The sequence below is a fragment of the Streptomyces sp. DG1A-41 genome (assembly GCF_037055355.1).
GTDB lineage: Bacteria > Actinomycetota > Actinomycetes > Streptomycetales > Streptomycetaceae > Streptomyces.
In genome coordinates this window covers 2,794,497-2,805,899 of record NZ_CP146350.1, presented here as the reverse complement: position 1 = coordinate 2,805,899, position 11,403 = coordinate 2,794,497, and the positions used below count along the sequence as shown (strand labels likewise).

At 74.7% G+C, this 11,403-nt stretch carries 11 protein-coding genes and 1 pseudogene; 2 read left to right on the top strand and 10 right to left on the bottom strand.

The features are described from left to right. Positions 1-39: 39 nt before the first annotated feature. The 5 genes and pseudogenes from V8690_RS13130 to V8690_RS13110 all read right to left on the bottom strand — a co-directional run bounded on the left by V8690_RS13130 (position 40) and on the right by V8690_RS13110 (position 2,117). Positions 40-186 (bottom strand): hypothetical protein, encoded by a 147-nt coding sequence (locus V8690_RS13130; RefSeq protein ID WP_338778502.1) that lies wholly within the window; start codon positions 184-186, stop codon positions 40-42. A gap of 11 nt (positions 187-197) precedes the next feature. After that, a complete protein-coding gene (locus tag V8690_RS13125; protein ID WP_338785667.1) occupies positions 198-386 on the bottom strand; it encodes a hypothetical protein in 189 nt (62 codons plus the stop codon). Between the two features lie 26 nt (positions 387-412). Then, positions 413-967, bottom strand: a pseudogene (locus V8690_RS13120) (cytochrome c oxidase assembly protein); the annotation flags it as partial. After that, positions 964-1,326 carry a DUF2243 domain-containing protein gene (locus V8690_RS13115; protein ID WP_338785334.1) on the bottom strand — a complete coding sequence of 121 codons (363 nt, stop codon included), beginning with the start codon at positions 1,324-1,326 and terminating at the stop codon, positions 964-966. The gene V8690_RS13115 and the pseudogene V8690_RS13120, both read right to left, overlap by 4 nt. An 89-nt stretch (positions 1,327-1,415) precedes the next feature. Then, positions 1,416-2,117, bottom strand: a complete 702-nt coding sequence (locus tag V8690_RS13110) for an ANTAR domain-containing protein (RefSeq protein WP_338778500.1) — start codon at positions 2,115-2,117, stop codon at positions 1,416-1,418. 187 nt (positions 2,118-2,304) lie between these two features. On the opposite strand from V8690_RS13110, the gene V8690_RS13105 reads away from it, so the two are divergent. Then, positions 2,305-2,661, top strand: a complete 357-nt coding sequence (locus V8690_RS13105) for an STAS domain-containing protein (RefSeq protein WP_338778498.1) — start codon at positions 2,305-2,307, stop codon at positions 2,659-2,661. Further along, positions 2,658-3,611 carry a sensor histidine kinase gene (locus V8690_RS13100; RefSeq protein ID WP_338778497.1) on the top strand — a complete coding sequence of 318 codons (954 nt, stop codon included), beginning with the start codon at positions 2,658-2,660 and terminating at the stop codon, positions 3,609-3,611. Before V8690_RS13105 ends, V8690_RS13100 begins: the two co-directional genes overlap by 4 nt. Positions 3,612-3,632: 21 nt before the next feature. Here V8690_RS13100 and V8690_RS13095 read toward each other — a convergent pair whose 3' ends face one another. The 5 genes from V8690_RS13095 to V8690_RS13075 form a co-directional block, all read right to left on the bottom strand. Beyond that, positions 3,633-4,670 (bottom strand): rod shape-determining protein, encoded by a 1,038-nt coding sequence (locus V8690_RS13095; RefSeq protein ID WP_338778495.1) that lies wholly within the window; start codon positions 4,668-4,670, stop codon positions 3,633-3,635. A 232-nt stretch (positions 4,671-4,902) separates the two neighbouring features. Then, on the bottom strand, positions 4,903-8,139 hold the full coding sequence (locus tag V8690_RS13090; protein ID WP_338778493.1) for an SAV_2336 N-terminal domain-related protein: 3,237 nt from the start codon (positions 8,137-8,139) through the stop codon (positions 4,903-4,905). After that, complete coding sequence (locus V8690_RS13085; RefSeq protein WP_338778491.1) at positions 8,129-9,148, bottom strand: MoxR family ATPase; 1,020 nt, start codon at positions 9,146-9,148, stop codon at positions 8,129-8,131. Before V8690_RS13085 ends, V8690_RS13090 begins: the two co-directional genes overlap by 11 nt. A gap of 69 nt (positions 9,149-9,217) precedes the next feature. Continuing rightward, a complete protein-coding gene (locus V8690_RS13080) occupies positions 9,218-10,942 on the bottom strand; it encodes a trypsin-like peptidase domain-containing protein (RefSeq protein WP_338778489.1) in 1,725 nt (574 codons plus the stop codon). After that, positions 10,939-11,331, bottom strand: a complete 393-nt coding sequence (locus V8690_RS13075) for a CU044_2847 family protein (protein WP_338785333.1) — start codon at positions 11,329-11,331, stop codon at positions 10,939-10,941. Before V8690_RS13075 ends, V8690_RS13080 begins: the two co-directional genes overlap by 4 nt. Between the last annotated feature and the right edge of the window lie 72 nt (positions 11,332-11,403).

The following is an 11,403-nucleotide window of genomic DNA, read 5'->3' as shown; positions in this document are numbered from 1 at the left end:
GCCACAGCATGTGGGCCGGGGGCCGCGTCGGACCAGGGCCTAGGAGTTGCTGTCCTCCTCCTCGGCGGCGGTGGTGGTGTCGTCGCGGTCGCCCTCCGCCTGGGACGGGGTCGGGGTCGGGGTGGGGGTCGTGTTCTGGTCGTCGTCACGGTCGCCTTCGGCCTGGGACGGGGTCTGGTCGCTCATCGTGTGTCTCCTTATGCCGGTGCAGGCTGCCGGGTACCCCGGCGGGTCCGGAGTGATCGGCCCTGCGCGCGGTACCACTGGGACGCCAGCAGCAGGGCCAGGACGATCTCCACGGCGTCATCGCCGTAGTACATGAGCTGCGAGGCGAGGTGCAGGTCGGCCCGGAAGTGAAGGCCATGCCGGGCGGGCCCGTCGCCCACAGGCTCTTCGCCAGGACGGCGTGGGCCGCGGCGGCCGCCAGGAGGGTGCCGGCGCGCACGGCGAAGCCCGGCCGGTGGCGGATCGGGTCCACGGCGAGCAGGGCGAAGGCGAAGAGGGTGCCGGCGAGGAAGAGGTGCAGGGTGAGGAGGGGGCTGGGGTGCAGGGACGGCGGCAGGGGAGCTCGGTAGAGGAGCCACAGGCCGCCGATGTCCAGGGCCGCGGCGACGGGTGGGAAGACCAGGGCCGTGACGAGGCGGGAGCGGGTCAGCTACGCCAGGGCGCGCCGGCCGGGCGGCGGGAGCATGCGCAGAGCCAGGGTGACGGGCCGGGAGAGGACGACCGGCAGCGGTGCCGCCATGCCGGCCGTGAGGTGGGCGGCCATGTGCGCGGTGAACGGCGGCAGCCACGACTCCCACGGCACGGCGAACGCCGCCACCAGCAGACCGCCGCCCACCCAGAGACCCGCGTCCCGCCGCAGCGGCCAGCGGTCCCCGCGGTGCCGCAGCCGGGCGGCGGACGCCGTGTACAGCAGGCAGCACAGGAGCACCAGGACGGGCAGGGGAGCGGGGACGGTCGTCATCGCGTCCGTCCCCGCTCGGCGTGCCGCGCCCGGTGCCACAGGAGCAGGCCGGCCAGCAGGAACAGGACGGCGATGACGTTCCAGGTCCAGTCGTACGGGCGCGGATCGACGTCGTAGCGGATCTGGTGCAGGCGCAGCAGCTTGTGCTGGACGGTGCCGTCGTAGAGCTGGAAGCCGCCGATGCCCAGGCAGACACCGGACCACCAGGCCCGGCGCAGCGGGCCGCCCCGGCGGCGCAGGCCGGCGTAGAGGAACAGGCCCGCCACCATGGCCAGCCAGCCGCCGGCGTGGAACAGGCCGTCGGAGACCAGTCCCACGTCGGGAGTGGACCTGTCGTAGAAGTGGTGCCAGTGGAGCAGTTGGTGGAAGACGGTCTCGTCGACGAACGCGGCGATGCCGTGCCAGGGGTGGGGCCCGGGCGCCCCGGGGTGGAGTCCTCGGGCTCGTCTCAGGTGTGGCGGCGGAGGGTCAGGGCTCGCTGCAGGGCCTCGCGGAGGGCGGGGGACGGGCGGGGGCCGTCGGGCTTCGCGCTGGCCGTCACGGCGGCGGCCACGTCGCGGAGCTTGGTGTTGGAGAGCTGGGAGGTCTCGCGCAGGATGCGCCAAGCCTCGTCGGACGTGCAGCCGTGGGTGGCCATGAGGATGCCCCGGGCCTGGTCGATGACCGGGCGGGAGGCGATGGCCTGGCGGAGCTGCTCGACCTCCTCCTGGAGGACGTGCAGGCGCTCCGAGCGTTCCACGGCGACCGCGGAGGACACCGGGGCCGACGGCTGGACGGGCTCGGGGCCGGGGTCGGGGTGGGGCGCGGCGCGCAGGGGGTCGGTCGTGTCCAGGCCCGCCAGTTCCAGGATCCGGCGCGGCTGGCCGTTCCAGTTCGTGGTCGTGACCGTCACGCATCGCTGCCGGGCGAAGTCGCCCAGTACTTCGAGGAATTGCAGACCCGCCGTGTCCATGAAGCGCACGCCCCCCATGTCCAGGTCCACCCGCGTGATCGTGGGCGGCAGCTCGGCCAGGCTCCTGGCCAGTGTTTCCGCGCAGCCGTGAACCAGCTCACCGCACGGGGTGAGCTCAGCCCGGTCCGCGTCCACGCGGCCACTGATGACCAGTGTGTTCAGCCCTCCTGTGCGATGTGGTGATGCCGCTGACGTCATGTCACCGCCTTCTCGGTCCTCGTCGGTCGTGTTCCTCCTCGCAGGAACTGCACGACGTCGCTCGCCCCCGTGGACGTCCGTGTGAGGTGCGCCTGCCCGCCGTACGGCTTACTACACACAACTGCGGGGAATGAGCTTCTCCGGGGCGGGTACGAGCGCTGTGGTCCACAAGCGTGGGGAGAGGGGCTTGAACACTCAGTATCGGGTGCCGGCTGCCCGGGCCTGGGGTCCCGTGCCGGGCCTGGCGGTGTTCCCGTTGTCCGGGCGGCAGGGTGTCCGGGCGGCGGGCGAGGTCGTCCTGACGACACGTGCGATCTGGGAAGGCATACTGGAGCAGGCCGTTCGCGAGGATGAGGACGTGTACTACCTGGAGTTGTCCGACGTGACATTCGTCGACGTCGCGGGCGTGGACGCGCTCGCGGCCGCCGCCGGGCAGCTCGGGGACGGCCTGCGGTTCGTGGTGCGACAGCCGCCGCCGGCCCTGCGGCGGACGCTGGACCTGCTGTGGCCCGACCATGCCGGGATCGAGGTATCGGTGTCATGACCGCTGCCGTGGCCGAACCCTTCGGCCCCCTGGAGCCCTTCGTCCATCCCGCGCTCTTCTACCGCGACGAGGAGGAGTACCTCGACGTCACCGTGCCCTTCGTGCGCGAGGGCCTGGCCGCCGGCGACCCCGTGGCGGTCGCGGTGCCCGGCAAGAACCTCGCGCTGATCCGGGACGCCCTGGGCGACGCCGCCGAGGCGGTGCGGCTCCTGGACATGCGCGAGGCCGGCCGCAACCCCGGGCGGATCATCCCCGGCGTGCTACGCGCGTTCGCCGACGCCCAGCCGCCCGGACGCCGGGTGCGGATCATCGGCGAGCCCATCTGGGCCGGGCGCTCGGAGACGGAGTACCCCGCCTGCGTCCAGCACGAGGCGCTCATCAACGCGGCCTTCCAGGGCCGTACGGCGACCATCCTGTGTCCGTACGACGTCGAGCGGCTCCCCGAGCACGTCCTCGCCGACGCCTACGCCACCCACCCGACCGTCATCCCCTCCGGCTCCCGGCTGGAGCAGGGCAGCGACGCGTACGCCCCCGGGGACGTCGTCGACCGCTACAACGAGGCGCTGCCGCCCGTGCCGGACGCGCTGACGTTCGCCTTCGACTCCGGCTCGCTCTCCCAGGCCCGGCACGTGGCGGTAGGGGAGGGTGCGCGGCTCGGACTCACCGGCGTCAAGCTGGACGACCTGGCCCTCGCCATGGCCGAGCTCACCACCAACAGCGTGGTGCACGGCGGCGGTTCCGGGGTGCTGCGGGTGTGGACCGAGGACGGGTACGTGGTGTGCGAGGTGCGCGACGGAGGGCGGCTCGCGGACGTCCTGGCCGGCCGCCGGCCCGTGCCCCGGGACCAGCGCGGCGGGCGCGGGCTGCTGCTGGTGAATCTCATCGCCGACCTGGTGCGGGTGCACAGGGGGGACAGCGGGACGACCGTGCGCTGCTGGTTCGCCCGCTGAGGGCCTCGCACCGCTGGTCGCTCAGGACCCCAGCGGATCCAGCGCCAGCGGTTCGATCCTGCCCTCCAGCATCGCGCCGAGGCCCTGCACGGCGCACACGTCCGGGCGCTCGGCGATGTGCACGGGCATACCGGTCGCCTGACGCAGCATCTGGTCCAGGCCCGGCAGCAGCGCACTGCCGCCGACCATCATGATCCCCCGGTCGGCGAGGTCGGCGACCAGGTCGGGCGGGCAGGCCCGCAGCACCTGGCCGATACCGTCCAGGACGGCGGTCAGCGGCGTCTGGATGGCGTCCCGCACGGCGGCGGTGTCGACCTGGACGGAGCGGGCCAGGCCGGTGGCGACGTCCCGCCCGTGGATCTCCGTCGAGGCCGGGCCGTGCGGGGTGAGGCCGTTGCTGGAGAGGGCGAGCTGCAACGGCCGTACCGACTGGCTGGGCAGCATCAGCTCGTGCTCGTGCCGCAGGTGCTGCACGATCGCGTTGTCGACGGCGTCGCCGCCCACCGGGATGCGCTCGGCGGTGACGATCGAGCCGAGGGACAGCACCGCCACCTGCGTCGCCGCGGCACCGCACACCATGATCATCGTGGCCTCGGGCTGATCCACGGGCAGTCCGCAGCCGACCGCGGCGGCGATCAGCGTGTCCACCAGCTCCACGCGGCGGGCCCCGAGACCGACCAGCGTCTCGATGGCGGCGCGCTGGGCGAGCGGGTCGGCGTCGTGCGGGGTGCAGGCCGCGGCGCGCAGGATCGGCTTGCGGCGCAGGCTGCGGCGCATCTTGTCGCCGAGCAGGTGCCGCAGCATGCGCTGCGCCATCTCGATGTCGACGACGGTGCCGCCGGAGACCGGCCGTACCACCCGGATGTAGTCCGGTGTGCGGCCCGTCATCTTCTCCGCGAGCTCGCCGACCGCGATCAGAGCACCCGTGCGGGTGTTGACGGCGGCGGCGGACGGCTGGTCGACGACGAGCCCGGCGCCCTTGACGTAGACGCGTGTGCGGGCCGCCCCCAGGTCGACGGCGAAGTGGCAGCGGCGCAACTGCTCCAGACTGGCGGTCATGGCAGGTCCTCCCGAGAGCACAGACCGTGGGAGGCCGCCAGGTGGCGGGCCTCGCAGACATGGGGCCGCCGGGCGGCGGGCCTCCCTCGCATCGTGCTCGGGACGGGGCGGGGGCGCCTTCCGGAGGGGGCCGGGCGGGGTGCCGCCGAACGGGGGTTTGACCCCGCCGGGCCGAGTGGGAGCCCACGCCGGGGTGCCACTTCTCGCTGGGCACGGGGGCGATCCCCCGGGTCTAGAGGGAACGCGCGGCCTCCAGGAGCGGGGCCAGGGAGGTGACGGTGGTCTCGCAGCCCGCCTCGTCGAGCTGTCGGGCGGCGGTGGTGTTGCGGGCGAGGCCGACGAAGCGCACTCCGGCCTGCTGGGCGGCGGTGAGTTCGGCGACCGTGGAGCCGATCAGCACGCCGGTCGCGGCGGCGCCGCCCGAGGAGTGCATCGCGCGCAGCAGGCAGTCGGGGTGCGGGGTCAGCAAGGTGAGGTCCTCGCCGCGGGCGTGGATGCCGGCCAGGGGGAGGCCGTAGGGCTCGAGGTAGCGGTGTACGGCCGGTGCGCCGACGTCCGTGACCACGCTGACGCGGCGGCCGGAGTCGTGCAGGGCCCGGACCAGAGGCACGGAGTTGTGGGTCGTCGGCGCGTCGGGGGCCGCGCGCAGTTCGATCGCGTCGAGACGGTCGCGCAGCAGCGGGCCGAGCCGGTCCTGGGCGAAGGCCCGCAGGACGTCGAGCGGCTGGGTGAACGCCTCCCGTGCCGCGGCGACGGCCAGGGGCGGGCCCGTCAGGGCGTCCTGCGGGTCGCGGTGCTCGGCGACGAGGGCGAGCAGGTCGAGCGCGGCCTCGCGGGCGGCGGTCGCCGAGAACAGGCGGGCCATGGGGCCGTCGAAGCCGAGCAGCACGGTCTCGGCCTCGCCGAGGAGACCGGACAGCGGTGGTGCCGACCGGGCCGGGACCCGCGGCATGCCGGTCAGGGCCGCCCCCTCGGGGGCCAGCTGCACCGACGCCGTCACCGACAGCCCCGGCACCGGCCACCCGCGCAGCCCGGCGTTGACCGCGCGCTGGGCCGCGCCCGCCCGGCGCAGCGGATGGCGGCGGGTGATACGGGCCGCCTCCGCTCGCAGATGACCGAGCAGCGGCTCGGACACCCGGGTGACCTCGGCGCGCACGAAGGCGACCGGGTCGTCCACCCGCCAGGACAGCTCGACGGCGGCGGTGAAGGCGCCCTTGCCGGAGCTCGGCAGGGAGACCCAGTGGTGGGACTGGTGGGTGGTGAGGTCCACCTCGTAGTACGTGACGAGCCGCGGCGGCCCGTCGCCGTACGGCTGGGCGGGGTTGAGGAGGGTGAGCGGGCCGTCGGGCTGGGTGTGGACGACGGCCGTGCGGCCCGGGGCCGGTATCCCGAGCCGGCGCAGGTCGTGCGTGATCAAGGGGCCCCGCACCAGGTCGCGGGCCTCGGGTTCGGGAGCGGCCGGGGCAGGGACCAGCGGGCAGTACCAGGCGACGGGCGGGGCGTCCGTGGCGCCGCCCCGGTAGAGGGGCTGGAAGCGCTGCGGGCCCTGCGCCGCCGAGCTGCCGGCGAACTGCTCGTACACCTCCGGGGAGACGACCACCTGGATGTCGGCGGGCACGTGCGGTGCCTCCGGCGCCGGGGTGGGCCGGTCCCAGAACGTCACGGTCAGGCGCGGCGGATCCACCAGCCCGGTGAGCACCTCGGGCAGCCCGCGCAGGACCGCGACCAGCACGGGGAGCACATAGGTGCCGGGTTCGGTGTGGACGACGTAGCCGTTGCCGCGGACCCGGACGTCGAACCGGGAAGGGGCGAGGGCGCCGCGGGAGAGCATCTCGTGCACCGCGTATTCCAGGGTGATACGGGCCTCGGGGTGGCCGGTGAGGTCGTCGGCCTCGAAGAGGATCGCGGGGCGGGCGCGGTGGCCGAGCCGTCGTACCGTCTCCTCGCTCACCGTCGCGAACGTCGTGCCCGAGCCGTCGCGTTCGCCGGTCGTCTCGGCGCGGAACTCGCCGGCCGCGAGTCCCGCCCGTTCGTCGATCAGGCCTCCGATCTCTTCGAGGAGCTCGCGGGTGCGGCCCCGGGCCGTGCGGGGGAGGGAACGCAGGAGCAGCTCCCGTACGCCGGGGCGGAACTCGTAGGAGCCGGGTGGGCCGGGGACGGAGGTGAGCATGCCGCTGAGGATCACCTCGGCCAGGTGCTGGGGGCGCGGGTCGCGGTCCACGGTGCGCTGGACCAGGCGCATCACGGGGACCGAGGGGACCGCCAGGGCGAGGTGCCCGGCGAGGCGGAAGGCCTCCGGGGACGCGGTCGCGCGGAAGCGCAGGACCAGGTCCTCCGGGGAGGACGAGGCGATGTCGGGGGTCGGTTCGGCGGGCGGGGCGGGGGAGGGCGGCAGCCAGGCCGCCGCGCCCGGGGTGCGGGCGCCGCCCGGGTCGGCGAGCAGGGCCGCCCAGTGGGCGAGCCAGGGGGCGCCCGGTTCCAGGACCGGGACGGGGAGGGCCTGGTCGGGGAGTGGTGCGGTTTCGTCAAGGGGTTCGTAGGGGGTGAAGGTGAGGGTCGCCGAGGGGGCCGCCGTCGACGGGGAGGTGAGCAGGCCCGGTTCGGCGGGGAGCGCGGTGGTGGGCCACAGGTGTTCCGGGAGGGGCTGGACCACGGCGAGGGGCATGTGGCGGGCCCAGTGGCGCAGGGTGCGGTACCAGCGGTCGCCCGCCTCGCCCGGACGCCACTGCGGGCCCATGCAGTCGCTGATCACGAGGGTGACGGTGCGGCCGTCGTCGAGGACGGGGACGTGGCGGGCCCGGCCGTCCGGGGTCGCCGGGTGCAGGGTGACCGTACGGAAGATGCCCGACTGGGCGAGGGCGGTGTGCAGTTCGCTCACCAGGGGCCGCCAGACCGGCATCGTGGGGCCGGTGTCGTGCACGAGGTTCAGGCGCAGCCAGCGGTCGGGGGCCGGGCGCAGGACCGGGAACCACACGTCGGGGTGGGCGCCGAGCCGGGCGATGCGGTCGGCCGTCGCCCGCTCGTCCAGCACCCGGGCGTGCGGGGAGGGCACCTTGCGCTTCAGCGGGCGCAGGGCGCGCTGGAGCGCCAGGGGGCGGGGCAGCATCGGGGGCGCGGGGGCGAGGAGGGGAGAGCCGCCGCCCGGGGAGTCGTGCCCGTGGTGCGGGGAGCGCGGGGCGGGCAGGGTCAGCGGGACGCGGTCGGGGGTGCGGCGGACCGGCTCCGGCTCCGGTTGCGGGGGCACGGGAGCGGGGGTTTCCGCCTCCGCGGGAGTGCTTGCCTCGCGTGCGGACGGGATGGTGCCGTCGCCGGGCTCCCCCGGCGGCTCCTCCTGCCGGCCCTGGTCCAGCTGGGCGGCCATCCACAGCAGTTCGGCCAGCTCCCGCGGTGTCGGCGACGCGCCGGCCGCGGACAGGGCCGCGGCCAGCCGGGCGACCGGGGACGGCCCGCTGCCGTGGTCAGAAACCATCGTCGTCGGCTGTCGCGCTGAGGTACGGCATCAGCTGCTCGGCGAGGTCGTCCCGGGACTCGGCGTCCAGGCCCGCGACTCCCGTGAGGTAGAGGGCGTTCAGCAGCTGGTCGGTGGCGAGTTCGCCGCCGCTCGCCCGCTCCAGGAAGCGGTTGATCAGCCGGTCCGCGTGACCGTCCGGGGTGTCGAGGTGGGCGCGGACGATGTCGGTGAGCTGGTCCCGGTCGGGGCGGCGCAGCTTCAGCCGGACGCAGCGGCGCAGGAAGGCGGGCGGGAACTCGCGTTCGCCGTTGCTGGTCAGTACGACGAACGGGAAGGCCTTGCAGCGGACCCTGCCGCGGTGGACGGTGACCGGGGTGTCCGTGCCGTCCGCGAGGACCTCGGCCGCGCCGTCGCCGGAGTGGCGGGCGGCACGGACCAGTTCCGGGATCTCGTACTGGCCCTCCTCCAGGACGTTCAGCAGGTCGTTCGGCAGGTCGAGGTCGCTCTTGTCGATCTCGTCGACGAGCAGGGCGCGGGGCCGGCCGTAGGGGAGCAGGGCCGTGCCGAGCGGGCCGAGGCGGAGGTGGTCCTCGACGCCACCGGCGGAACGGCCGGGCCCGTCCTGCCGCTCCCGGGCCGCGTACAGACGGGACAGCGGGTCGTACTGGTACAGGCCGTCGGCGAGGGTGCTGCGGCTGGTGATGTTCCAGCGCAGGACCGGGCCGAGGCGCAGCTCACGCGCCACCGCGTACGCCAGTGAGGACTTGCCGGTGCCGGGCGGACCGGTGACGAGCAGGGGGCGGCGCAGGCAGAGCGCGGCGTTGACGAGCCGGACGCTCTCCGGGTTGGCCACGTACGACTTCGCCCGGTGCACGCGGTCGGGGGAGACGGCCGTCGCGTCGTCGCTGTCGTCGGGCGGCGGCAGGGCGGGCCCGCCGTCGAAGGCACGCCAGGGCGGTGGGGCGGGGAGGTGGTCGATGCCGTCGTGCGGCTCGTTCTCGCCGGTGTAGACGGACCAGTGCGGCATGGGGGGTGGTCTCCGCTCTCCGTTTTCGAGCTGGTGGTTCTTCAGGGCGCCGGGCCGGGCCGCGGTGGGTCAGGCCACCGGCGTCCGGGCGTGGGCCGCGGCGACGGCGTGCGGGTCGGTGAAGACGCGCGGGTCGTCCCACAGCAGCTGGATGCCGTGGGCCCAGTGGTCCTCCTCGGCGTCGGCCTCCTCGCGCAGCGCCAGGACCTGGCGGGGCAGTTCGGCGGGCGGTACGGCCCTCAGGCAGGCGTCGAGCGCGTCGAGGAAGGCCTTGCCGGTGCAACCGTCCGTCCCGGAGCAGTCCTCCTGCCCCGAGCCGCAGCCGTCTCGCGACCACACGATCACCGGGGCCGGCGCCGTGAGCGAGGTGTCGAAGTGCGGCCTGGTGCGGGAGGCGGCCGGGGTGGTGCCGAACCCGGCGAGGCAGGCGTCGGGCCGCCGCAGCCGCATCCGCAGCCGCCCGGGCTCCTCCGGCCCGCCGCACTCCACGCGGTGCATCCGCGCGCCCGGCAAGGAGTCCAGCCGCTTCCAGGCCCGGGTCAGGACATGCCGGGTGCTGGCCTTGCGCCGGGCGTGGTCGGTGACGACCAGGGGGTAGACGCAGCCGAGCGGTGTGGCGTCGTCGGGGGCGCTCTCCCAGCGGTCGACGGGCCAGTCCAGCCAGTCCCGGGGCAGCGCGAACGCGACCAGCTCGTCGGCGCCGGGGGTCAGATACCGGAAGGCCGCCTCGATACGGTCCCGCACGTACGCGCGCAGCCGGTGCAGCTCGACCGTGCCCGAGTCCACCGGGTGCCGCCGCCCCTCGCTGTACGCGGACACCTCGACGCGGACCAGGCCGTCGCCCGCGCCGCTGTGCCCGAGCTCGACGAGGATGGGCGACCAGTCGGGAGCCGACGGCTCCACGGCCGGGGTGTGCAGCAGGGACTCCAGCCGGTCGGCGAACCGGGACACGGTCCGCGCGGCGCCCGGACCGTCCAGTTCGCACAGCACGAACAGGGCCGCCGACCACAACGAGTCGAACCCCTCCTCGGGCGGCGGCGGATCGAACGGGTCGGCCGCCGCGGTGTAGAGCCGTACCGGGTCGCACTCCACGCCGGCGCGGGCCGCCTTCTCGACCAGGGCACGCAGCCGCGCCCGGTCGGCGGAGGTGTGGTCCGAGGTGGGAACCAGGCTCTGGAGTGCGGGCCAGTAGCGGGCCATGACCTGGGTGGGCATCATCCGGCCGGTGCGCACCTCGCGGGTGCCGGCCGCCGCCGTGATCATGCCGACGACCTCGCCGGTGTCCGCCAGGGTGACGGCGGCCCCGCTGAAGCCGGGGGCCAGGGGCTGGCCGCCCGGGTGCCAGGCCTCCAGCTGGATCCACTCCCGTTTGATCAACTGGGGTGCGGTGACGCGGTATTCGGCGAGGGTGCCCTCGTCGAAGCCGGCCGGGAAGCCGTAGACGACGAGCTTGCGCGGTGCCGTGCCGTGCGCGGCGTCGGCCGGGGCCAGAGCGGCCGGGGCGATGGGCATCTCCCGGTCGAGTTCCAGCACGGCGAGGTCGCCGAGGTCGGTGCTGGAGCCGGTCCAGCCGCCGTGGGCGGCCACCCGGGCGGGCACGGGCGGTGAGCCGGGCCGCTCCGTGAAGGTCACGGTCAGGCCTTCGCCGTCCCCCACGACATGGGCGCACGTCAGCACCGTGCCGGGCGCGACCAGGAAGCCGGCTCCGGCCACCCGGCCCCGCAACTCGATCCGGGCGTGCCACTCGGCGCTGTTCAGGGCGCTCACCAGTGCGCTGCCCACGGCGCTGTTCATGACGCGGCGCCGGCCTCCGGGGCGGACGGGGCCTGAGGCGTGGACGCTGATACTGGCGCGGACGGTGTTTCCGGCGCGGACGGCGACCAGGACAGCTTGACCACCAGATGGCCCTCTGCGGTGCCCTTGGCGATGAACGCGCCCGTCTCCGCGGACAGTTTCACCCCGAACTCGATCTCCACGCCGTCGGGCTTCAGCGAGCCGTCCCGGAACACCCGCAGCGCGGACTCCGCCGCCGAGCGCACCCCGTCCAGGGCGCCCTCGAAGGTGCGGGTCGCCTGGACCGTACCGTCGCCGCGGGAGACCAGGCGGGAGCCGGACCGCTCCTCCACCGCCTCGACCGCGACCACGGCACCGTCACCGGTCCTGAACTCGACCAACCCGTCCACGACACCCCCGTCGTCCCACTGCACTGAGCATTTCCGTTGTTACGGAAGGTACTTGATGTTGCGTGGGGCATC

What these genes read in the sequence shown, in the direction of transcription:
- V8690_RS13095 (WP_338778495.1), bottom strand. Translation starts at nt 4,670, where the DNA reads ATGACCGCCAGTCTGGAGCAGTTGCGCCGCTGCCACTTCGCCGTCGAC.
- V8690_RS13110 (WP_338778500.1), bottom strand. Translation starts at nt 2,117, where the DNA reads ATGACGTCAGCGGCATCACCACATCGCACAGGAGGGCTGAACACACTG.
- V8690_RS13130 (WP_338778502.1), bottom strand. Translation starts at nt 186, where the DNA reads ATGAGCGACCAGACCCCGTCCCAGGCCGAAGGCGACCGTGACGACGAC.
- V8690_RS13085 (WP_338778491.1), bottom strand. Translation starts at nt 9,148, where the DNA reads ATGCCGCACTGGTCCGTCTACACCGGCGAGAACGAGCCGCACGACGGC.
- V8690_RS13090 (WP_338778493.1), bottom strand. Translation starts at nt 8,139, where the DNA reads ATGGTTTCTGACCACGGCAGCGGGCCGTCCCCGGTCGCCCGGCTGGCC.
- V8690_RS13080 (WP_338778489.1), bottom strand. Translation starts at nt 10,942, where the DNA reads ATGAACAGCGCCGTGGGCAGCGCACTGGTGAGCGCCCTGAACAGCGCC.
- V8690_RS13100 (WP_338778497.1), top strand. Translation starts at nt 2,658, where the DNA reads ATGACCGCTGCCGTGGCCGAACCCTTCGGCCCCCTGGAGCCCTTCGTC.